This is a genomic window from Citrobacter sp. TBCS-14, assembly GCF_005280805.1.
Classification (GTDB): domain Bacteria; phylum Pseudomonadota; class Gammaproteobacteria; order Enterobacterales; family Enterobacteriaceae; genus Citrobacter; species Citrobacter gillenii.
On sequence record NZ_SZWM01000141.1, the window covers coordinates 1 to 22,438 of the forward strand.

Below are 22,438 nucleotides of genomic sequence, written 5' to 3' on the forward strand. Positions count from 1 at the left end.
TCACGCCCGGCAATAGCGCGGCTGACGCCGAGTTGCTGAGCGATAAATTTATCAAGTCGCATGAGTGTGATTTTGCCTGTAACAATACGGAAATCGAGCGTTATGCCCGAAAAGTGGAGCCGTTTTCCGCTCAGTATAGCGGGCTAACAACTTCCCTCAAGGGAAAAAGATTCGTGGCATACTATTCATTGTTATTGTTTACCCTAGTGAGACCATGACTTTTACACTTCGCCCTTACCAACAAGAAGCCGTGGATGCCACGCTCAACCATTTTCGCCACCACCGCACACCTGCGGCCATCGTCCTGCCAACCGGGGCCGGTAAAAGCCTGGTGATTGCTGAACTGGCGCGTGTGGCGCGTGGGCGCGTATTAGTGCTGGCGCATGTGAAGGAGTTGGTCGCACAGAATCATGCCAAATATTGTGCGTTGGGGCTGGAAGCCGATATCTTTGCCGCTGGCCTGAAGCGTAAAGAGAGCCACGGTAAAGTGGTTTTCGGCAGCGTACAGTCGGTGGCGCGTAATCTGGAAGCGTTTCAGGGTGAATTTTCCCTGCTCATCGTCGACGAGTGCCATCGCATTGGTGACGACGAAGAGAGCCAGTATCAGCAAATTCTGACTCACCTGACCCACGTCAACCCTCACCTACGCCTGCTCGGACTGACCGCCACGCCTTTCCGCCTCGGTAAAGGCTGGATTTACCATTTTCATTATCACGGTATGGTGCGCGGCGATGAAAAAGCGCTTTTTCGCGACTGTATTTATGAGCTGCCGCTGCGCTACATGATTAAACACGGCTATCTGACGCCGCCAGAGCGCCTCGACATGCCGGTCGTCCAGTATGACTTCAGCCGCCTGCAAGCACAAAGTAACGGTTTGTTCAGCGAAGCTGACCTCAACCATGAGCTGAAAAAACAGCAGCGGATAACACCGCATATCATCAGCCAGATTGTTGAATTTGCCCAGACGCGTAAAGGCGTCATGATATTTGCCGCTACCGTGGAGCACGCGAAAGAGATTGTTGGTCTGCTGCCCGCAGACGATGCCGCACTGATCACCGGTGACACGCCTGGCGCAGAGCGAGATGTGTTGATTGAGGATTTCAAAGCCCAGCGCTTTCGCTATCTGGTCAACGTAGCGGTGCTGACCACCGGGTTTGACGCCCCACATGTCGATCTCATTGCGATCCTGCGCCCCACCGAGTCCGTAAGCCTGTACCAACAAATCGTCGGACGTGGGCTACGCCTGTCGCCGGGAAAAACGGATTGTCTGATCCTCGACTACGCGGGCAATCCTCACGATCTTTACGCCCCGGAAGTCGGTGCGCCAAAAGGAAAAAGCGACAACGTTCCGGTGCAAGTATTCTGCCCCACCTGCGGGTTTGCTAACACCTTCTGGGGTAAGACCACAGCCGATGGCACGCTGATCGAACACTTTGGCCGTCGCTGTCAGGGTTGGTTTGAAGATGATGACGGTCACCGTGAACAATGTGACTTCCGCTTTCGTTTTAAAAACTGCCCACAGTGCAATGCTGAAAATGACATTGCCGCTCGCCGCTGTCGGGCATGCGATACCATACTGGTCGATCCGGACGATATGCTGAAGGCGGCGCTCAGGCTCAAGGATGCGCTGGTACTGCGCTGTAGCGGCATGGCGTTACAGCATGGCCAGGATGACAAAGGTGAATGGCTGAAAATAACGTATTATGATGAGGATGGCGCCGACGTCAGCGAACGATTTCGTTTGCACACTCCCGCGCAGCGCACGGCCTTTGAACAGCTGTTTATTCGCCCACACACCCGCACGCCCGGCATCCCTATACGCTGGATAACCGCCGCCGACATCCTGGCGCAGCAGGCGCTGTTACGCCATCCCGATTTTGTGGTCGCTCGCATGAAAGGTCAGTACTGGCAGGTACGTGAAAAGGTCTTTGATTATGAAGGCCGCTTCCGACGGGCACATGAATTGCGCGGTTAATCGTACTTTTGATTGATGTACCCGTCATTTGAGGATAGAATCTCGCCCGCTTTTGCATACGCAAAGCAGATCACTTACCTGTTGCTGGGTCGCCTGTAGCAGGAATTATTAAAGAGAGATTTAAATGTTTACTATTAACGCTGAAGTACGTAAAGAGCAGGGTAAGGGTGCGAGCCGCCGCCTGCGTACCGCTAACAAGTTCCCGGCAATCATCTACGGTGGCGCAGAAGCCCCGATTGCTATCGAACTGGATCACGATTCAATCATGAACATGCAAGCTAAAGCTGAATTTTACAGCGAAGTTCTGACCATCGTTGTTGACGGTAAAGAAGTTAAAGTTAAAGCTCAGGCTGTACAGCGTCACCCGTTCAAGCCGAAACTGGCTCACATCGACTTCGTTCGCGCGTAATCGCCAACAAGTTGAAGAAAAACCCCGCCTCGGCGGGGTTTTTTTATGTCATTTTTAACCGATGACAACGTATGACATGTGGCCGGATAAGGCATTTACGCCGCCATCCGGCATCATCCATGTTATTTCCCGCCAGAAGTACGACGCTGCAACTGATCGCGCAGGTTAGGCGGCGTACCTTTAATGGTTAAGGTGTCCGTCGCCGGATCCCAGAAAATGCGTTCGCCCAGCAGCATGGCGTCGAAATTGATCGTTAACCCACCGCCGCTACCGGCAAACTTGGTTAACTGACGCAGCGTGCTGCGATCTGCCGGGAAGCTCTCTTCCAGCTCATAGCCTTTATCCGCGGTAAATTCACTGAAGCTGACTTCGCTGACGCCGGAAAGTTCTTTTGACAGGGACTCCAGTTCAATCTCTTCACCAGCCTGAAGCTGCTCGTTACAGTAGCTATAAACCTGCTGACGCACGTTCTGGCGTTCAGCTTTATCCAGTTGAGCTTCGGCAGTGAAGTCGTCTACCGCCTGCAGCAGGCCACGGTTTTGCGCTTTCGCATTCAGTCCTTCGCTGGCCCCGAGGAAATCCATAAAGAAATCGGCAACTTTACGTCCTACCCTTCCTTTCAGGAACGTCAGATACCGCGTGGACTCCGGGTTGGTTTCCCACTCGGTTAAATCAATACGCGCCACGATATCAGCATGATTGATATCCAGATAGTGCGTCGGGTTGATATCCAGATTTTCATTCACGCGCATGCTGCTTAAGTTGTTCAGCACCGCCACCAGCAGGTACTCTACCGCCAGGTAACGGTAATGACAGAACAGCACGATCCCGCCGTCAGCAAACGGATATTTCGCCAGCTCATCGCGCAGACGCCCGGTTGCAGCACGACTGAACGCCAGAAAATCCTCTTCGCCCTGACGCTGCAAACGCAGCGTTTGCGCCAGTTCGCTCTCTTCGCTAAACAGGCCATAGGCTTTATTCTTGGCGCTATATACCCGATGCAGCTCAGCCATCATCTCGACAACGGTCGCCGTCGGCTCCAGTAATGAATCGCGCAAGACCAGCTCAAGGTTCTGCTCATCACGCTTGATAAGCTGGTGCAGGGCAATCTGGTTGATATCCAGACTCATGATAAACTCTCCTTTAAGACCGGGCGGTATTCAACCACCTGCCGGGCAGTGACGCAATAGAAGATAAAAAAGCAGAAAAAAAACTGTCGCTACGGTAATATGTTGCCCTTTCATGAACAGACAGATTTCGATTTATGCCACAAATTTCCCGCTATAGTGACGAACACGTTGAACAATTGCTGAATGAAATGCTCAACGTACTGGAAAAACATAAGGCACCGACCGATCTTTCCCTGATGGTACTGGGAAACATGGTCACTAACCTTATCAATACAAGCGTCGCACCGGCCCAGCGCCAGGCGATTGCGAATTCATTTGCCCGCGCATTGCAGTCTTCGATAAACGACGACCAAGCGCACTAAGAGCCTGCTCCGGGGAAACGAACAACAGTTTATGGTAACTCATCGTCAACGCTACCGTGAGAAAGTCTCCCAGATGGTTAGCTGGGGGCACTGGTTCGCCTTGTTCAACATTCTGTTGGCCATGGTGCTCGGTAGTCGTTACCTGTTTGTCGCCGACTGGCCGACAACGCTTGCAGGTCGTGTTTATTCTTATCTGAGCGTTGTCGGGCATTTTAGCTTCCTGGTGTTTGCCGCCTATTTGCTGATCCTGTTCCCCCTGACGTTTATCGTCATGTCCCAGAGGCTGATGCGATTCTTATCAGCCATCCTGGCGACCGTGGGCATGACGCTGCTGTTGATTGACAGCGAAGTGTTCACCCGTTTCCACCTGCATCTCAATCCGATTGTCTGGGAACTGGTCATTAACCCCGATCAGAACGAAACGGCGCGTGACTGGCAGCTGATGTTCATCAGCGTGCCGATTATTCTGCTAATAGAAATGTTGTTTGCGACCTGGAGCTGGCAAAAGCTGCGCAGCCTGACGCGTCGCCGTCATTTCGCGAAACCTTTAGCCGCTTTCTTTTTCGTATCGTTCATCGCATCGCATGTGGTGTACATCTGGGCGGACGCCAATTTCTATCGGCCGATCACTATGCAGCGCGCAAACCTGCCGCTGTCTTACCCAATGACAGCGCGTAAGTTTCTGGAAAAACATGGTTTGCTGGATGCGCAAGAGTATCAGCGCCGCCTGATCGAACAAGGTAATCCGGAAGCGGTCTCCGTACAGTATCCGCTTAGCGATTTACGCTATCGTGATATGGGTACCGGCCAGAACGTCCTGCTGATCACCGTAGACGGTCTGAACTACTCGCGCTTTGAAAAACAGATGCCAGCCCTGGCGGAATTTGCCGGGCAAAATATTTCCTTCACGCGCCATATGAGTTCCGGTAATACCTCCGATAACGGTATTTTTGGCCTGTTCTATGGCGTGTCGCCAAGCTATATGGACGGCATTCTGGCAAGCAGAACGCCTGCCGCGCTGATCTCTGCCCTGAATCAACAAGGTTATCAGTTGGGGTTATTCTCCTCTGATGGCTTTACCAGCCCGCTCTATCGCCAGGCGCTGCTGTCAGACTTCTCCATGCCAAGCGTGCAGACACAATCTGACGAACAAACGGCGAACCAATGGATCAACTGGCTGGGCCGCTACGCGCAGGAAGATAACCGCTGGTTCTCATGGGTCTCCTTTAACGGGACTAACATTGATGACAGCAACCAGAAGAACTTTGCTAAACGCTACGCCAACGCCGCTCAGGACGTAGATGCGAACATTAACCGCGTTCTGGGTGCCCTGCGTGATTCGGGTAAGCTCAACAACACGGTGGTGATTATTACCGCCGGTCGGGGTATCCCACTGTCGCAGGATGAGAATCGCTTCGACTGGTCGCGCGGTCATCTTCAGGTTCCACTGATAATTCACTGGCCGGGTACACCCGCTCAGCGCATTAATAGCCTGACCGATCATACCGACCTGATGACCACGCTAATGCAGCGACTGCTGCACGTCAGCACACCGGCAAACGAATATTCGCAAGGCCAGGATTTGTTTAATGCCACGCGACGCCACTATTGGGTAACGGCCGCCGACAGCAGCACAATGGCGATTACCACTCCAGAAATGACGCTGGTGCTCAACAACAACGGTAATTACCAGACCTATGATTTACGCGGCGAGAAGATTAAAGATCAGAAACCACAGCTGAGCTTACTGCTACAGGTTCTGACGGATGAGAAACGTTTTATTGCTAACTGATTAATTATAAATCAGTTAGTAAACCATCCTCTTGCAATCGTGGTGGAAAGCAGTAGTATTAGCGCCATAGTGTCGGCACGTAGCGCAGCCTGGTAGCGCACCGTCATGGGGTGTCGGGGGTCGGAGGTTCAAATCCTCTCGTGCCGACCAAAATTCCCCAAAAAAACCAATCTTCTACGATTGGTTTTTTTATGTCTGCAATTTGCCGGGACTCAGCGCCCTCTTTCCTGGCCGGTGCCTGGCATAATTCACCCTGCTGACTTCTCTTCCAGCTGCTTGCATCTTTAATATCAACATTGTTTATTATTGCCGCTCATTAAAGTTGATATTTAATTAATGTTGTCAAACAGCAAATCGAGATTACAGTAATGACACAAATATTTTATTAATTTTTCACTTTAATAAACCCTGCTTAAACGTTAAGCATTTCATAGCAGAATGAATCGCTGGTCGGATATGTGCGAAATAAAATAAATAAGAACATGACATTTCTATCCTAACCCTACGATGGTAAAAATGAAAAAGTTAATGATGGCATTAGTGGCAGCTGTAGCGTTATCAGGTTGTGCACAGCAAACCTTTAAAATAAATAACGGCATTGCCGAAAAACCGACCCAAGAGATCAAACAGAGCTTTTTTGTTCACGGCATAGGCCAGTCGCAAACTATTGATGCAGCACTTGTTTGTGGTGGTGCAGACAAAGTTATCCGTACCGAAGTACAGGAATCGGGAATGGATGTTTTCTTGCGTATTATTACTATCGGTATCTACACACCTCGTGAGGCGAGAGTGTATTGCGCTAAATAATACGATGAGCAGGTGTTCGATGGATACCTGCTTAGCAATAATGTCCCTGCCATTATTTAACACGATTGAAAAATAGTGACGTAATAACTGAATAATTTTTGTGTCGTTAAGAAACACATTTAACGCTATCTGTTGATAGTGACACTTCCGTACTCGCCCCATCGACTTACTTATAAATCAAAATCAACGCATAACCCTCTTTATACACACAAAGTTGTATTTAAAATACATGTTTATATGTGTAAAGATATGTCAGGGGAAAGTACCTTCCCCCTCCTGCGTCGCGATGGCTCAGGCTTTGTACAATAAAAAAGGTTAGGTTATGCATTACTCAAAGCGTTTATGGCTAACGCTTCTCGTTATCTGCCTGGCGTCCTTTGGCGTGCTTCTGTGGCTGGGCGGCGAGATTTATCAGCAGGCTCCGCCTATTCCGGCACAAGTTATCACGACGGATAGTGAGCAGGTTTTCACCGGGGAACAAATTCAGGATGGGCAAGAAGCCTGGTTTAAATCAGGCGGTCAACAGCTGGGTTCCGTTTGGGGCCATGGCAGCTACGTTGCGCCTGACTGGTCTGCGGACTGGCTGCACCGTGAAGCGCTTGCCTTACGCGACATCATCGCCGAGAAAAAATATCAGCAACCGTTCGATGCGCTAACGCAAGAACAACAGCTGGTTGCGGGCGGCCTGATGAAACAGGAGATGCGCCATAATAGCTATGACGCGCTGCGTAATGTCATCATTATTACACCGGAGCGCGCCAAAGCCATTCGTGAGGTTGCCGCGCATTATGACGGTCTGTTCAGCGACGCGCCTGATTTCCACGCGCTGCGCGTTGACTATGCGATGAAGGAAAATACACTTTCCTCTTCTCTGGACCGGCAGGATCTCGGCGCCTTCTTCTTCTGGAGCGCCTGGGCTGCCACCACCGAACGCCCAGGTGATACCATCACTTACACCAGCAACTGGCCGCATGAAGCGCTGGTGGGTAATACGCCAAGTGCCAGCTTAGGCATCTGGTCTATTGCCAGCGTCATTCTGCTGCTGGGCGGTATTGGTGCCCTGGTCTGGTACCATTTCCGTAACGAAGAAGACGAAACCATTGTCTCCCCGGCCAGCGATCCGCTGTTCCGGCTGACGCTGACACCGTCGATGCGCGCAACCACAAAATATTTTTACGTGGTTATCGCCCTGTTTATGGTGCAAATTTTCCTCGGTTCGATGACTGCGCACTACAGCGTGGAAGGCCAGGATTTCTTCGGCATCCCGCTATCGAAAATCTTACCGTACACCGTACTGCGTAGCTGGCACACCCAGCTGTCAGTTCTGTGGATTGCTACCGCGTGGCTGGCAACCGGTCTGTATATCGCCCCGCTGATTTCCGGCAAAGAACCCGCATTCCAGCGTCTGGGCGTTAATATTCTGTTTGTTGCGCTGCTGATTCTGGTGGTTGGTTCGCTGGGCTTCGGCTGGTTGGGTGCAATGGGCTATCTGGATGCCAAACAGAACTTCTATATTGGTGCCCAGGGTCTCGAGTTCACCAACATGGGACGCATGTGGCAGTGGCTGCTGTTTATCGGCCTGATGATTTGGCTGGTGCTGGTGGGACGTGCATTATGGCCTGCCCTCACCCGTCCATCAGAAAACCGTGGTCTGATCATGCTGATGTTCCTGGCAGCCATTTGTATCGGCCTGTTCTACTCTACGTCCCTGATTTGGGGCTTTAAGACGCATTACGCCATTATTGAATACTGGCGCTGGTGGCTGGTTCACCTGTGGGTAGAAGGTTTCTTTGAAGTCTTCGCCACCGCCGTGATTGCGCTTATCTTCTGTCGTCTGGGTCTTATTCGTAGTAGCGCGGCGAACAAAGCAACATTGTTCTCGACCATCATCTTCCTGTTTGGTGGCATTCTGGGAACGCTGCACCACCTGTACTTCACTGGTGCACCGATCTCCGTTATTGCCTGGGGTTCAATTTTCTCTGCACTGGAAGTGGTTCCGCTGTCGCTGGTGGGGATTGAAGCTGCACACAGTTACTCACTGGCACGTAAAGCACCGTGGGTACAGCGTTACCGTTGGATGATCTTCTTCTTCGTGGCCGTGGCATTCTGGAATATGGTCGGCGCTGGCCTGCTGGGCTTCGCCATCAACCCGCCGATTTCACTGTACTACGTGCAGGGTCTGAACCTGACGGCAGCGCATGCTCATGCCGCGCTGTTTGGCGTATACGGTATGCTCGGTATTGGTCTAATGTTGTTCTGTCTGCGTGGTCTGCTGCCGGACAACCATTGGGTTGATTCTCTGTTGAAATGGGCATTCTGGTTGATGAACATCGGCTTAACGTGGATGGTCTTTGTCTCGCTGCTGCCGGTAGGGATTTATCAGTCATGGGCCAGCATTGATAAGGGGCTGTGGTACGCGCGCTCTCCGGAAGTGATTCACTCGCATATCGTTGAAACACTGGTCTGGCTGCGTGTCCCGGGCGACATCATCTTCGGTATCGGTGGACTGCTGCTGGCGCTCTTTGCGCTGAAACTGCTTACCAAAGCCAACGCTAAATCGATGACGCTGGCAAACGAGAAAAACTAAGCGCCATTTTTAAGATGACGCTCAGCAATTAAAAGGCAACCGCAGCGCCAGTCGTTGCGGTTTTTTTATTTCGTCTCGCAAACCGGCAGCACCTTGATTCAAGTCATAAAGAGTATTCTTTGTAAAAATTCCAATGAGAGCTTTTTGAGTCAGGATATACTATTTGCACCTGTAAAAAGTAGGGTCACGTTGCCTTATCATCTGCGTGATAAATCAGGATTATCCCATGCCCCGAAATATAACGAAATTAAGAGTGCTCAGGAGAAGAAGATGCCTGAATTAACACCTTTTAAGGTGATGATCGTTGATGACCACCCACTCATGCGGCGAGGAATCAGTCAATTACTGCAGCTGGATAGCGCATTTGACGTGGTTGCCGAAGCAGGCGACGGCGCGAGTGCTATCGATCTGGCAAACCGGCTTGACCTGGATGTGATCCTGCTGGATCTCAATATGAAAGGTATGAGCGGACTGGATACCCTGAATGCGCTGCGCCGGGATGGCATCACAGCACAAATTATCATTCTTACCGTATCGGATTCCGCCAGCGATGTTTATGCCTTAATTGATGCTGGCGCTGACGGTTATTTGCTGAAAGACAGCGATCCGGAAGTGTTGCTCGAAGCTATTCGCAGTGGTGCGAAAGGCGGTAAAGCCTTCAGCGAACGCGTCAGCAACTACCTGCGTGAACGTGAGCTATTTGGCGCAGAAGAAGATCCGTTCAGCATGCTGACCGAACGCGAACTGGATGTATTACACGAACTGGCACAGGGGCTGTCAAACAAACAGATCGCGTCAGTGCTGAATATCTCCGAACAAACAGTAAAGGTGCATATTCGCAATCTGCTGCGCAAACTTAACGTGCGTTCTCGCGTTGCGGCTACCATCCTGTTTTTACAAACACGCGGCATGCAATAACCAGATATTGCCCGATGGCGCTACGCTTATCGGGCCTACAAGTTGCGTGCATCGGTAGGCCGGATAAGACGCTTTGCGTCGCCATCCGGCATCTTCCACGCTTATTTCTCCTGCGGCGACAGCTGTTCCAGCGCTTGTTTAATGCTGCGCTCAATCACCGAGCGGCGGGTATCGTTGGCAGGTAATAATTTCAGCATCATCTCCCACGCGGCGACCGCTTCACCGAAGCGCTGCTGCTCAAACGCATTAAACGCATACATACTCAGCACACGGACGTTGGCATGATCGCTTCTGACTAGCTGGCGCAGCAGTTCTCCTCCCCGGCGGTTATCGTCCGGATCGGAGGAACGGGTCAACGCTTCCGCATAACCCAGCGCGGCATCGCTATTTTTCGGATCCAGCCGGTAAGCGTTAGCGTAGGCTTCGGTCGCCGTACTGGCATTGCCTAATACCATGCCAATACGCCCGAGCATGATCCAGCCTTCAACGTTTCCGGCGTCAGATTGCAGCCGCGTACGCAGCCCCAGCGCCAGGCGCGTCATATCCTCTTCATTCAGCGGCTCGGCTTTCGGATCCAACGCGCGTTCCAGCAACCCCGGAGCCTGGGCGGTGGCCTGCTGCCAAACTTTTACCTGCTTATAATTACCGGTGTGGTAATAGCTCACCGCACCCACCACAAGCGCCACCACCACGCCAGGTGCAAACAGCCACCATCCACCCCGCGTGCCATCCGGTGTGGTATCGTCAGGAAATTCTTCCTGCTTCAGGCGAACGCGACGACGAGAACGGGCGAAGATAATCCAGCCTCCCAGACCAATCGCCACCAGCGGCATCACCCACAGCAGTACGGTCAGTGGTGTCAGCGGCGGATCGTAGGTCACGAAGTTGCCATAACGCGCCACCATGTAATCGACGATCTCTTTCTGGCTTTTCCCTTCTTGCATCAGCTCATACACTTTCTGACGCAGGTCGGTGGCAATCATCGAGTTTGAATCAGCAATGCTGTTGTTCTGACATTTTGGACAACGCAGCTGCTCGGTAAGCTGGCGGAACTGCTGCTCCTGCGCTTCGTCCTTGAACTGCATCACATCGATAGTGGCCAACGCCGAACCTGAGACAATCAGCATCAGCACGCCCAGTAAAAACCTCATTGCGCGGCCTCCTTACTGTACTTATCCCACAACGGTTTGAGCTCGCTCTCCCACACCCTGGCGTTTAAATCACCGGCATGGCGGTAACGAATAATGCCTTTCCCGTCGATCAGGAACGTTTCCGGCGCGCCGTACACCCCCAGATCCAGACCCAGCATCCCGTCGCCGTCAAACAGGCTCAGCGCATACGGATTACCCAGCTCTTTCAGCCAGACGATAGCTTTCTGGCGATCGTCTTTGTAGTTCAGACCCACAACCCGAATGCCCTGCGCTGAAAGCTGGTTCAGATACTGATGTTCAGCGCGACAGGTCGGACACCAGGTCGCCCAGACGTTAAGCAATACCGGCTTGCCCTGCGTAAGCACATCGGCCTGATAATGCTGACCCGGGTTCTCCAGCGACTCCAGACGGAATGTCGGTACCGGTTTACCGATCAGCGCCGACTCCAGATTTGTAGGATCGTCGCCCTGCGCGTTACGTGCCAGCTGCCACAGCAACGCTGCGGCAATCACGAGAAAAATAATAAACGGAATTAACAGTGCGTTGCGCTTCATACAGCCTCCGGCGCTTTTTCTTGCCCGGCAGTGCGGGGACGCGTGCGCTGGCGATAGCGCGGATCAAACAGGCAGAACAATCCGCCCAGCGCCATCAGTAACCCTCCGGCCCATATCCAGCGAATAAACGGTTTGTAATACAGACGCACGGCCCATGCGCCGTTGTCCAGCTCCTCGCCCAGCGCCGCGTACAGGTCACGGGTAAATCCGCCGTCAATGGCCGCCTCGGTCATCATCGAGCTGGTGCTGTTATAAAAGCGTTTTTCCGCATGCAGCGTCGCTTCCGGTTTGCCGTCACGCGTGACGCCAATAATCGCGACACCGCCGCGATAGTTAGGACCGGTGATATCTTTCACTTCACGGAAGGTGAACTGGTAATCATGAATGCCGACACTATCGCCCGCCTTCATGCGCACATCGCGTTCAACGCTGTAGTTCTGGCTAAACGCAATACCGACGATAGTGACGGCAAGCCCTACGTGACCCGACACCATACCCCAGTAACTCGGCGTCAGCTTCGTGCCGCGTGAAATACGCAGAAATGCCTCAGACATGGCCAGCACAAATATCCAGCAGGCCATTGCCATGCCGACGACGGTCATCGCGGCAATGCGATCCTCAAACAACCACGGTAGCAGCACGGACATTACCAGCGTGGTGACAAAAGCGATAATCAGCAACGTTTTTAGTTTGCGCGGCCGGTCGCGTCCCCAGCGCACCAGCGGCCCAATCCCCAGCAACAGCGCGAACAGTGCCATCAGCCAGGTGAACATGGTATTAAAGAACGGCTCACCAATCGAAATACTGCCCAGCCCCAGCTGTTTATGCACCAGCGGCAGCAGCGTGCCCAGCAGGACTACCAGCATGGCGGCAATCAGCAAAACGTTGTTCCCCAGCAGCAGCGATTCACGCGACCACAGTGCGTTATTGACCCGCGAGCGAACCTTATGCCCACGTACCGCAAACAGCAGCAGTGAACCACCAATCACCAGCACCATAAAGGCCAGGATAAACATCCCGCGCGACGGGTCGGAGGCGAAGGCATGTACCGACACCAGCACGCCCGAGCGCACGAGGAACGTCCCCAACAGGCACAGTGAGAACGCGCAGATCGACAGCAGTAACGTCCAGGCCTTAAAGCTGGCGCGTTGCTCCGTAACGGCCAGGGAGTGCATCAGCGCCGTCCCCACCAGCCACGGCATAAACGAGGCGTTCTCTACCGGATCCCAGAACCACCAGCCGCCCCAGCCCAACTCGTAGTAAGCCCAGGCCGAACCGAGCACAATACCCAGCGTCAGAAACACCCACGCCGCCAGCGTCCACGGGCGTGAAAAACGGGCAAAGGTGCTGTCCAGACGCCCGCTCATCAGCGCTGCAATGGCAAAAGCAAAGGCAACGGAGAAGCCGACATAGCCCATATACAGCAGCGGTGGGTGGAAAATAAGTCCCGGATCCTGCAACAGCGGGTTCAGATCGCGCCCTTCTATCGGGAAGTCCGGCAGCGTGCGGGAAAACGGGTTGGAGGTAAACAGAATAAACAGCAGGAAGCCGACGCTAACCATCCCCATCACCGCCAGCACACGGGCGACGATATCCAGCGGCATACGCTGACTAAACAGCGCCACAGCAAAGGTCCAGCCACTCATCAGCAGCACCCACAGCAGCAGCGAGCCTTCATGCGCGCCCCACGTGGCCGCCACACGATACCAGACCGGAAGCTGGGTATTAGAGTTACTGGCGACGTAGGTCACGGTAAAGTCATTGACCACAAAGGCGTTAATCAACACCAAAAACGCGCCAATCACACAGATAAACAACAGCCAGGCAAAGGGCCGCGCAGAGGCCATCATCCGTACATCGCCGCGCGCAACGCCCCACAGCGGATAAACCGAGAGCAGCAATGCGACGCCAAGCGCCAGGCACAGCAGCCCGTTGCCAATTTCAGGCATCATGACGTTTTATCCTTATACACACTTTCCGGGCGACGATGGTTTTCCTGCATCGCTTTTTCGACTTCCGGCGGGGTGTAATTCTCATCATGTTTGGCGAGAACTTCTTTTGCCTGAACATGATTCCCCTCGCCCAGCTCACCCTGAACAACGACGCCCTGCCCTTCACGGAACAGATCCGGCAGGATGCCTTCATACGTCACATCCACCACGCCTTCGGCGTCATAGATGCTGAAATTCACCTTCAGCGATTGCGGGTCACGCTTTACACTGCCCGGCATGACCATGCCACCCACGCGCAGGCGTTGGCCGACTTCTGGCATCTGCTGGGTTTCACGCTTGCCGTAGAGGATTTCGCCCGGCGTATAGAACAAGTCGATATTGGAACGCAGCGCGTAAAGCACCAGCGTGATGGTCAATGCCAGGCCCGCCAGTACCGCACAGGCTATCCATAGCCGATTTTTACGTCGAATATTCACGCCGCCTCCCGCTGTACTTGCGCCGCACGCATGCGCGCTTCTCTTGCCCGCTGCTGCGCCACGCCGCGTAAAATCGCGCGGTGCTGTAGCGCGGAATGCAGTACCAGCACCGTCAGCGGGATAACGCTCATCGCCACGGCCAGCCAGACATACAAGGCGTAACCGCCCATGGCGAAAAAATCACTCCAGGATGCAAATGCAGGGGTCATTGGCGGCCTCTTTTTAAGATCAGTTCACTCACCCACGGGCGGCGTTTTTCCATCAACAAAATCAGGTTACGCATGCGCATCAGCGTCAGCGTGACAAACAGTAACAGGTAACCGACGATCGCCAGACGCAGCGGCGCGCGCATAGCCGGGTCGATACTTTGCTGCATACGGGTTGACCCCTGGTGCAGCGTATTCCACCACTCTACCGAGTAGTGAATGATCGGTAAGTTCACCACGCCAATCAGCACCAGAATCCCCGCGGCACGCCCTGCTACACGGCGGTCATCAAATGCGTGCCACAGCGCAATCGCGCCAACGTAGAGAAACAGCAGCACCAGTTCAGAGGTGAGTCTGGCATCCCACACCCACCAGGTTCCCCACATCGGTTTACCCCATGCAGAACCGGTCACCAGGGCAATAAAGGTAAACACCGCACCAATGGGCGCCATCGCCGCCAGCGCCAGGTTGGCCATTTTCATCTGCCAGACCAGGCCGATAAACGCGGCAACCGCCATCGAGGCGTAAATCCCCATCGACCAGATTGCCGCCGGGACGTGCAAGTAGATGATGCGATAACTCTGCCCCTGCTGATAATCCGCGGGAGCAAAGCCAAATCCCCAGATCCAGCCCGTTACCAGTACCACTGCACTGGCAATGGCCAGCCACGGGATAAACCAGCCACAGATCTGATAGAGCCGTGGGGGCATCGCCAGTTGATGAAGTATTTTCCACATAGTTCAGTCACCAGACTCAAGCAAAACAAATGAAATTACCTTGGTGCCAGATGGTCGCGCTTGCGCCTTATCCGGCCTACAGTTACTGCACGCTAATACGTAGCGCCGCCGCTGTCGCAAACGGACTTAACGTTGCGCTGCCAACCAACAGTGCGCCCAGAATCGCCATGTAGCCTTCAACGGGTAAGTGCATTGAGGCAGCATCCATCGCGGCGGTAGCAAAAATCAGTAATGGAATCGTGAGCGGTAGCACCAGTACACTTAACAATACGCCGCCACGCTTTAATCCCACCGTTAACCCCACGCCCGGTGCCCCGAGAAAACCCAGTGTTGGCGTGCCGAGCAGCAGGGTTAGCGCCATAATTTGCCACCCGTACATATCCATGCCCAGCAGCAACGCCACCAACGGCGAGAGGATCAGCAGCGGCAGGCCAGTCACTACCCAATGCGCCATCACCTTCGCCAGCACCACAGCCGGTAACGGTAACGGCAACAGCATCAGCTGCTCAAGGCTACCGTCCTGCAGGTCATCACGGAATAAGCGTTCCAGCGCCAGCAACGACGCCAGTAATGCCGCCACCCAGATAATCCCCGGCGCAATGCGCGCCAGCAACTGTGGCTCTGGGCCAATGCTCAGCGGGAATAACGTAATCACAATCAGGAAGAACCATAACGGATTGGCGATCTCCGCACTATGACGAAACGCAACCCGCAGTTCTAAACGGAAAATTCGCCACATCATTGTGCTGTCCTCTCGCGGGTCAGCGCGATGCGCCGCACTTTATTGGTTTCTACATTGAGAGGTTGGTGAGTCGTCAGAATAACAACTCCGCCCTGCTCCGTATGCTGAGCCATACGTTGGGTGAGACGCTCAACGCCATTAACATCAATCGCGGTGAACGGTTCATCGAGGATCCACAGTCGGGCGCGGGTTAGCCACAGGCGAGCCAGCGCAACACGACGCTGCTGCCCGGCGGAGAGCTGATTGACCGGAATATCTTCATATCCGGCAAGACCTGCCTGTGCCAGCGCCTCCAGACACTGGGCGATATCGCCATCATGATGGAAAAACCGCAGATTCTCCAACGCCGAAAGCCGGGTTTTTATCCCCGGCTGATGTCCGATCCACAGCAGTTCCTGATGGAAATTGTCCCGCACCTGATGCAGCGGTTGACCTTGCCAGAGAACGTCTCCGGCATCAGGACGAGCCAGCCCGGTAAGCAACCGCAACAGGGTCGTTTTCCCCGCACCGTTACTTCCGGTAATTTGCACCCATTCCCCTGCGTTAACGCGAAATGACAGCTCGCTAAACAGTATTCTGTCATCTCGCTCACAGAGCAGTTCTCTGGCTTCAAGCATCCTGATTATTTACATCCTGTTAAAAGCCCGGTTTGACTTCGCGCATATCAGGCAGCTTGTGTGCAATCCCTTTATGACAGTCAATACACGTTTGCCCTTCTTTTACGGCCTGGTCATGCATTTTAGCCGCCACGCCTTTCTGGGCAGTTAAATCCATAAACTCGAAGTTGTGGCAGTTACGACACTCTTGCGAATTATTGTCTTTCATACGCCGCCATTCATTTTGCGCCATCGTCAGACGATGGTCTTCAAATTTTTGCGGTGTATCTATCAACCCCAGTGCTTTCGCGTACAGTTCTTTGCTGGCCTTGATTTTACGGATCATTTTCGGGCCCCACTCGTGCGGGACGTGGCAATCAGGACACGTAGCTCGTACACCACTGCGGTTGTTGTAGTGTACGGTTTCCATGTATTCCTGGTATACCGTGTTGCGCATTTCGTGACAGCTAATGCAGAACTCTTCCGTATTGGCCTTTTCCATACCGGTATTAAAGCCGCCCCAGAAAATAATGCCGCCCACAAAGCCGATTAACAACAGCGTGCCGAGCGCCAGACGGCTGGGGCGACGCCACCATTGCCAGACGCGCTTAATCCAGCCTGGTTTACGGTTAGAATTTTCCATAATGACCTCTTATTTCCCGTAACCTTTCGAGGGGGTGAAGGTATTTTCGACAATCGGTGCAGCATCCGCCTGCGGGACATGGCACTGCAGACAGAAATAGCGACGCGGCGCGACTTCCGCCAGTACTTTGCCATCGCTATCCATAAAGTGCGTCGGGCTAATGCGCGGCGCGCCGGTGGTGCGATAGCTTTCGACGCCGTGGCATTGCAGGCAGCGGTTGGTGTTGGTCGTTACCTGGTAACCGTCAACGCTGTGCGGGACCATCGGCGGCTGGTTAACATAGTTCAGCGGCATACGCTCCTGCTCTTTCGGCATGCGAATCGCCCCTTCCTGGGTCCCCGAGACTTCCGGTGACTGGCTCAGATCCACTCCGTTTGCAGCCCAAACGGCCCCACTCACTACCAGGGCCAGCGCGGCCGCCATTTGACTCAGCGCTTTAATCAGGTCATGGCTTTTCATGATTTCGCTCCCGAACTCCATCGTGTTGTTATTGTAAAAACATCCTCAGAACAGACATCCACACAGCGACCGCAACCCATGCAATCGCGACTGGTTACCTGCACCGGACTTTGCTCATCCAGCACCGGGGCACGTAGCACATGCGGTTCCGGGCAAACATGAAAACAATCCATACAGCGGTTACATCTCTCGCGTTCTTTTGCTGACACGGTTAACACCCCTTTGCTTCCCAGCACGCTATACAGCGCGCCTAATGGGCAAAGGTGCCCGCACCAGCCATGCTCAACAACCAGTAAATCAAATAAAAACAGTGCAATAATCAGCAGGATACCGCTACCGAATCCCATTACCAGGCTACGTCCCAGCAAAGAGACCGGGTTTATCCATTCCCACAGCAGCGTACCGGTCAGCGCGGATCCCACCAGGATAACGACCAGCAGGACGTACCGTATATGGCGCGGAATAGTCGCAGACTGATTCAGGTCAAACCTTCTGCGTAACACACTTGCCAAATCAGTGACCGGGTTCATTGGGCAGACCCAGCTGCAAAACAACCGCTTACCGGCCAGGGCATACAGCCCCGTAATAAGTGCAGCACCGATTAACGCTACGGTCGCAGGCAGATGTCCACTGGCGAGGCTTTGCAGCGTAATCAGCGGATCGGTGAATGGGATTGTATCCAGCAACAGGCTGCTGCTGTAATTGCCATGCAGGATCCACACCCCTAACCACGGGCCGCTGAGAAACATTGCCAGCACCAAAAACTGCGTCAGACGACGCAGCACCAGCCAACGGTGGCTGCGCCACCAGCCTTTTTTCTCCCGCGCTTCACGCCCGGCATCACGTTTACGATTTGCCATTGTTCCCCTCCAGCCAACCGAAGCGGTAATGGTGTCCCAACTCCCCTTTCGCCAGCGACAGCGGCAGCACTTTTATTGCCGGCTGTTCCAGCACGCAGACCTTTTCACATTTACCGCATCCGGTGCAGGCATCGCTGTGTACGGTCGGAATAAACCGCGCGTGCTTACCGGTGCGCATATTGCGATCCAGTTCCAGGGTGATGGCCTCGTCTATCTTTGGACATTCGCGATAACAGACATCGCAGCGCAGCCCTTGATAGTTGAGGCAGTTCTCGTGATCCAGCAGTACCGCCAGTCCCATGCGTGAATCGTCAATGGATTCGATCTCCCTGTCCAACGCGCCGCTTGGGCAGACTTTGGCGCACGGGATGTCTTCACACATTTCGCAGGGAATGTCGCGCGCGACAAAATACGGCGTCCCCGCCGCCAGCCCAGAGGCCAGCGTCGCCAGTTTCAGCGTGTCGTACGGGCAAGCCTGAACGCACTGTCCACAGCGCACGCAGGCGCTGGCAAAGGCGTCTTCAGCCAATGCCCCTGGCGGGCGCAACCGCACGCCGGTTGCACGTGCAGTTTGCTGTTGCAACCCCAGCACCACGCCAACGGCAGCCAGCCCGCCCGCTGCGCGAACCATATCGCGCAGAAAGCGGCGGCGGCCATTTTGGGGTTTTGCTGACCGGGACATAACGCGTTACACCTTCGCCAGCTTCACGGCGCACTTCTTGAAATCCGTCTCTTTAGAGAGCGGATCCGTCGCATCCAGCGTCAGGTTGTTCACCAGCTGTGCGGCGTCGAAGAACGGCATGTACACCAGCCCCTGCGGTGGGCGGTTACGACCGCGGGTTTCAACAATCGAAATCACTTCGCCACGACGGGAAACCACTTTCACCTTGTCGCCACGACGCAGATCGCGGGCTTTCGCATCCAGCGGATGAATAAACAGGACGGCTTCCGGGAAGGCGCGGTGCAGTTCAGGTACGCGGCGCGTCATGCTACCGGTGTGCCAGTGCTCCAGCACGCGACCGGTGGAGAGCCACAGGTCATACTCTTTATCCGGTGCTTCTGCGGCGGGTTCAAACGGCAGCGCGAAGATGACCGCTTTGCCATCCGGCTTGCCGTAGAACTTGTAGCTTTCGCCCACCTTCACGTAAGGGTCGTTACCTTCGCTGTAGCGCCACTGGGTCTCTTTACCGTCGACCACCGGCCAGCGTAAACCGCGCGCTTTGTGGTAATCGTCAAATGGCGCCAGATCGTGACCATGACCGCGACCAAACCAGGCGTACTCTTCGAACAGCCCTTTTTGCAGATAGAAGCCCAGTTCGCGGGATTCATCGTTCAGCTGATCGTCAGCCAGTTCCGTCAGCGGGAATTTCGTCACCGCAGGCGTGGCGAACAGGACGTCGTACAGCGTTTTACCGCGCAGCTCCGGTTTCTGTGCCAGCAGTTCCTCCGGCCAGACCTCTTCGGTTTTGAAACGACGGGCAAACTGCACCATTTGCCACAGGTCAGACTTCGCTTCACCCGGCGCTTTAATTTGCTGACGCCAGAACTGAGTACGACGCTCGGCGTTACCGTAGGCCCCTTCTTTTTCTACCCACATTGCGGTCGGCAGGATCAGGTCGGCAGCCAGAGCGCTGACAGTCGGATACGGATCGGACACGATGATAAAGTTGCGCGGATCGCGCCAACCCGGCATACGCTCTTCGTTGATGTTCGGCCCGGCCTGCATGTTGTTGTTACACATCACCCAGTAGACATTCAGCTTGCCGTCTTTCAGCGCACGGTCCTGCGCCACGGCGTGCAGACCGACTTTCGCCGGGATGGTGCCGGTCGGAAGATTCCAGTGTTTTTCACAGATATCGCGGTGCTTCTCGTTAGTCACCACCATGTCCGCAGGCAGACGGTGAGAGAACGTCCCCACTTCACGGGCGGTGCCACAGGCGGAGGGCTGACCGGTCAGCGAGAACGGTCCGCAGCCAGGCTGAGAGATTTTGCCGGTTAGCAGGTGCAGGTTATAGACCAGGTTATTGGCCCATACGCCGCGAGTATGCTGGTTAAAGCCCATCGTCCAGTAGGAGATAACTTTCTTCTTCGGATCGGCATACAGTTGCGCCAGCTGTTCCAGCTGATCTTTCGGCACGCCGGTCATTTCTGCGGTTTTATCCAGCGTATAGTCCGCAACAAACGCCTTGTACTCTTCGAAGCTGATCGGCTCAGACGCATCGGAACCTGGGTTTTTCGCGGCTTTTTCCAGCGGATGCGTTGGGCGTAAGCCGTAGCCAATATCCGTCGCACCTTTGCGCAGGTTAACGTGTTTGCTGAAGAAATCCTGGTTTATCGCATTGTTTTGAATGATATAGTTGGCGATATAGTTGAGGATCACCAGGTCGCTTTGTGGCGTGAAGACCATGCCGTTATCTGCCAGCTCAAAGCTACGATGCTGATAGGTAGAGAGAACCGCAACGTTGACGTTGGGATCGGACAGACGACGGTTAGTGATGCGCGACCACAGAATTGGGTGCATCTCCGCCATGTTCGCGCCCCACAGCACGAACGCATCCGCATGTTCGATATCGTCATAGCAGCCCATCGGCTCATCCATACCAAAGGTACGCATAAAGCCCACCACCGCCGACGCCATGCAGTGACGCGCGTTCGGGTCGATATTGTTGGTACGGAAACCGGCTTTGAACAGCTTCGCGGCGGCGTAGCCTTCCCAGATGGTCCACTGACCGGAACCAAACATGCCGATGGCATCAGGTCCTTTCTCTTTCAGCGACGTTTTGAATTTTTCTTCCATCACATCAAAGGCCTGATCCCAGCTAATCGGGGTGAACTCGCCTTCTTTGTGATATTTCCCGTCCTTCATGCGCAGCATTGGCTGCGTTAAACGGTCTTTTCCGTACATGATTTTGGGTAGGAAATACCCTTTAATACAGTTAAGTCCACGGTTAACCGGCGCTTCCGGGTCACCCTGGCATGCCACAACACGGCCTTGCTGGGTGCCTACCAATACGCCACAGCCAGTACCGCAAAAACGGCACGGGGCTTTGTCCCATTTGATCGCTTCTTGCTGACCGACTACCGCGCGGGCAACGCCCGGCACGCTTAACCCGGCAGCCGCCGCAGCGGCCGCAACGGCGTTAGCTTTCATAAAGCTACGACGACTGAGTTTCATGGTGTTTCCTCACCTTGCTCATCCTGCTGGTGATAAACCAGCGACACCGCCAGTACGCCCGCAACGTTGCGCACTGACTCAATTGTTTTCATTAGTGTTTCACTGTGTTCTGCTTCTACCACCACAATCAGTTGGCCGCTTTCCACATCGCTGAGTGCAACTTCACAACCTGGAAATGTACGTAACTGCGTAGCGATATCGTTGATGTGCTGACTTTTGGCCTGAACGACCAGGCTGCAAACCTGCCAGTTAGTGTCCATGGTGGTACTCCGCATTAATGGCTGATACCGGACAGGTCGCGACACACGCACCACATCCGCTACAGGCTTGATTGTCGAGCTGTGGCTGATATATACCGGACAGCGTGGGGCGAAAGGTAATGGCCATGGGTTCACAGCTATCCTGACAGCGATGGCACTCTACAGATTGATTGGCGAGACAGTTTTCACCGATCGTAACATTCAGATCCCAGGCCCTGGTGTGGCGCGGAAGAAAGAGTGATTCGGGACAGGCCTCTGCGCAGGCGTAACAAAAGCTGCACTCGCCGTGTTTGAAATTTACGCTCGGAAAACCGCCCTGGCCTCGCTGCAGGATGCCGGTTTCACACGCCTGGACGCAGGCGTCACAACGCAGGCAATGCGCCAGAAAGTGAGATTCTTCCATGCTCCACGGCGGACGGATCCCCGTACTGGCGTTACGCCAGCTACCTGTCAACATGCCTCGACGGGATAAATCAACCATGACATTGTCCTTCCATAAATGACGCTCTCCCTGAGCGGGTTGAACGACAATAAGTAACCGCACTATTTATGAGTAGTTATTTTTAACAGTAAGATATTTCAGGATGTGTTAGAGGTGCATACCCCAATCGGGGTAAATGCTGTTGCCGGATCAAAAGAGTGTAGGG

General features: G+C 54.0%; 24 protein-coding genes and 1 tRNA gene. 8 read left to right on the plus strand and 17 right to left on the minus strand.

Annotated features, from left to right (window positions below):
* Positions 1-62, minus strand: a 62-nt coding sequence (locus tag FDX22_RS30810) for a hypothetical protein (protein ID WP_239699016.1), incomplete at its 3' end; no start/stop codon positions are given.
* Positions 63-214: 152 nt separating this feature from the next.
* On the opposite strand from FDX22_RS30810, the gene FDX22_RS02470 reads away from it, so the two are divergent.
* Both FDX22_RS02470 and rplY read left to right on the plus strand, forming a co-directional pair.
* Positions 215-1,975 (plus strand): DEAD/DEAH box helicase, encoded by a 1,761-nt coding sequence (locus FDX22_RS02470; RefSeq protein ID WP_146716667.1) that lies wholly within the window; start codon positions 215-217, stop codon positions 1,973-1,975.
* Between the two features lie 124 nt (positions 1,976-2,099).
* Positions 2,100-2,384 (plus strand): 50S ribosomal protein L25, encoded by a 285-nt coding sequence (gene rplY, locus FDX22_RS02475; RefSeq protein ID WP_045445132.1) that lies wholly within the window; start codon positions 2,100-2,102, stop codon positions 2,382-2,384.
* A gap of 122 nt (positions 2,385-2,506) precedes the next feature.
* Here the strand turns inward: rplY and yejK are convergent, their stop codons facing one another.
* A complete protein-coding gene (gene yejK / locus FDX22_RS02480; protein ID WP_005129293.1) occupies positions 2,507-3,514 on the minus strand; it encodes a nucleoid-associated protein YejK in 1,008 nt (335 codons plus the stop codon).
* A 134-nt stretch (positions 3,515-3,648) separates the two neighbouring features.
* Here yejK and FDX22_RS02485 point away from each other — a divergent pair, with 134 nt between their 5' ends.
* The 6 genes from FDX22_RS02485 (at position 3,649) to narP (ending at position 9,980) form a co-directional block, all read left to right on the plus strand.
* Positions 3,649-3,876 carry a YejL family protein gene (locus tag FDX22_RS02485; RefSeq protein ID WP_096756447.1) on the plus strand — a complete coding sequence of 76 codons (228 nt, stop codon included), beginning with the start codon at positions 3,649-3,651 and terminating at the stop codon, positions 3,874-3,876.
* 31 nt (positions 3,877-3,907) lie between these two features.
* Positions 3,908-5,668, plus strand: coding sequence for an LPS biosynthesis-modulating metalloenzyme YejM (gene yejM, locus FDX22_RS02490; RefSeq protein WP_115258003.1), 1,761 nt, complete (start codon positions 3,908-3,910; stop codon positions 5,666-5,668).
* A 73-nt stretch (positions 5,669-5,741) separates the two neighbouring features.
* Positions 5,742-5,818: transfer RNA gene (locus tag FDX22_RS02495), tRNA-Pro, on the plus strand.
* 366 nt (positions 5,819-6,184) lie between these two features.
* Entirely contained in the window at positions 6,185-6,475 is a 291-nt protein-coding gene (locus tag FDX22_RS02500; protein WP_146716668.1) for a Bor family protein, read from the plus strand.
* A 322-nt stretch (positions 6,476-6,797) separates the two neighbouring features.
* A complete protein-coding gene (locus tag FDX22_RS02505) occupies positions 6,798-9,062 on the plus strand; it encodes a nitric-oxide reductase large subunit (RefSeq protein ID WP_146716669.1) in 2,265 nt (754 codons plus the stop codon).
* Between the two features lie 270 nt (positions 9,063-9,332).
* Positions 9,333-9,980 carry a nitrate/nitrite response regulator protein NarP gene (narP, locus tag FDX22_RS02510; RefSeq protein ID WP_115257955.1) on the plus strand — a complete coding sequence of 216 codons (648 nt, stop codon included), beginning with the start codon at positions 9,333-9,335 and terminating at the stop codon, positions 9,978-9,980.
* Between the two features lie 101 nt (positions 9,981-10,081).
* Here the strand turns inward: narP and FDX22_RS02515 are convergent, their stop codons facing one another.
* From FDX22_RS02515 to napF, 15 genes are all read right to left on the minus strand, one after another.
* On the minus strand, positions 10,082-11,131 hold the full coding sequence (locus tag FDX22_RS02515; RefSeq protein ID WP_117343445.1) for a cytochrome c-type biogenesis protein CcmH: 1,050 nt from the start codon (positions 11,129-11,131) through the stop codon (positions 10,082-10,084).
* Positions 11,128-11,685 (minus strand): thiol:disulfide interchange protein DsbE, encoded by a 558-nt coding sequence (dsbE, locus tag FDX22_RS02520; protein ID WP_096756440.1) that lies wholly within the window; start codon positions 11,683-11,685, stop codon positions 11,128-11,130. The genes FDX22_RS02515 and dsbE overlap by 4 nt, the downstream gene beginning before the upstream one ends.
* Entirely contained in the window at positions 11,682-13,637 is a 1,956-nt protein-coding gene (locus tag FDX22_RS02525; RefSeq protein WP_146716670.1) for a heme lyase CcmF/NrfE family subunit, read from the minus strand. Before FDX22_RS02525 ends, dsbE begins: the two co-directional genes overlap by 4 nt.
* Positions 13,634-14,113: a cytochrome c maturation protein CcmE gene (gene ccmE / locus FDX22_RS02530; RefSeq protein WP_096756438.1), complete on the minus strand. Its 480-nt coding sequence runs from the start codon at positions 14,111-14,113 to the stop codon at positions 13,634-13,636. The genes FDX22_RS02525 and ccmE overlap by 4 nt, the downstream gene beginning before the upstream one ends.
* A complete protein-coding gene (gene ccmD / locus FDX22_RS02535; RefSeq protein WP_096756437.1) occupies positions 14,110-14,322 on the minus strand; it encodes a heme exporter protein CcmD in 213 nt (70 codons plus the stop codon). The genes ccmE and ccmD overlap by 4 nt, the downstream gene beginning before the upstream one ends.
* Positions 14,319-15,056 carry a heme ABC transporter permease gene (locus tag FDX22_RS02540; protein ID WP_096756436.1) on the minus strand — a complete coding sequence of 246 codons (738 nt, stop codon included), beginning with the start codon at positions 15,054-15,056 and terminating at the stop codon, positions 14,319-14,321. Before FDX22_RS02540 ends, ccmD begins: the two co-directional genes overlap by 4 nt.
* An 82-nt stretch (positions 15,057-15,138) precedes the next feature.
* On the minus strand, positions 15,139-15,798 hold the full coding sequence (ccmB, locus tag FDX22_RS02545; protein WP_045445367.1) for a heme exporter protein CcmB: 660 nt from the start codon (positions 15,796-15,798) through the stop codon (positions 15,139-15,141).
* Entirely contained in the window at positions 15,795-16,421 is a 627-nt protein-coding gene (gene ccmA / locus FDX22_RS02550; protein ID WP_096756435.1) for a cytochrome c biogenesis heme-transporting ATPase CcmA, read from the minus strand. The genes ccmB and ccmA overlap by 4 nt, the downstream gene beginning before the upstream one ends.
* A gap of 13 nt (positions 16,422-16,434) precedes the next feature.
* A complete protein-coding gene (gene napC / locus FDX22_RS02555) occupies positions 16,435-17,037 on the minus strand; it encodes a cytochrome c-type protein NapC (RefSeq protein WP_096756434.1) in 603 nt (200 codons plus the stop codon).
* A gap of 9 nt (positions 17,038-17,046) precedes the next feature.
* The gene (napB, locus tag FDX22_RS02560) at positions 17,047-17,496 is read right to left on the minus strand and encodes a nitrate reductase cytochrome c-type subunit (RefSeq protein ID WP_096756433.1); all 450 of its coding nucleotides are present in this window, start codon (positions 17,494-17,496) and stop codon (positions 17,047-17,049) included.
* Positions 17,493-18,356 carry a quinol dehydrogenase ferredoxin subunit NapH gene (gene napH / locus FDX22_RS02565; RefSeq protein WP_115257950.1) on the minus strand — a complete coding sequence of 288 codons (864 nt, stop codon included), beginning with the start codon at positions 18,354-18,356 and terminating at the stop codon, positions 17,493-17,495. Before napH ends, napB begins: the two co-directional genes overlap by 4 nt.
* On the minus strand, positions 18,343-19,038 hold the full coding sequence (napG, locus tag FDX22_RS02570) for a ferredoxin-type protein NapG (RefSeq protein WP_115257949.1): 696 nt from the start codon (positions 19,036-19,038) through the stop codon (positions 18,343-18,345). Before napG ends, napH begins: the two co-directional genes overlap by 14 nt.
* Before the next feature lie 6 nt (positions 19,039-19,044).
* Positions 19,045-21,531: a nitrate reductase catalytic subunit NapA gene (gene napA / locus FDX22_RS02575; protein ID WP_096756430.1), complete on the minus strand. Its 2,487-nt coding sequence runs from the start codon at positions 21,529-21,531 to the stop codon at positions 19,045-19,047.
* Entirely contained in the window at positions 21,528-21,791 is a 264-nt protein-coding gene (napD, locus tag FDX22_RS02580) for a chaperone NapD (protein WP_096756429.1), read from the minus strand. The genes napA and napD overlap by 4 nt, the downstream gene beginning before the upstream one ends.
* Positions 21,781-22,272 (minus strand): ferredoxin-type protein NapF, encoded by a 492-nt coding sequence (napF, locus tag FDX22_RS02585; protein WP_096756428.1) that lies wholly within the window; start codon positions 22,270-22,272, stop codon positions 21,781-21,783. Before napF ends, napD begins: the two co-directional genes overlap by 11 nt.
* Between the last annotated feature and the right edge of the window lie 166 nt (positions 22,273-22,438).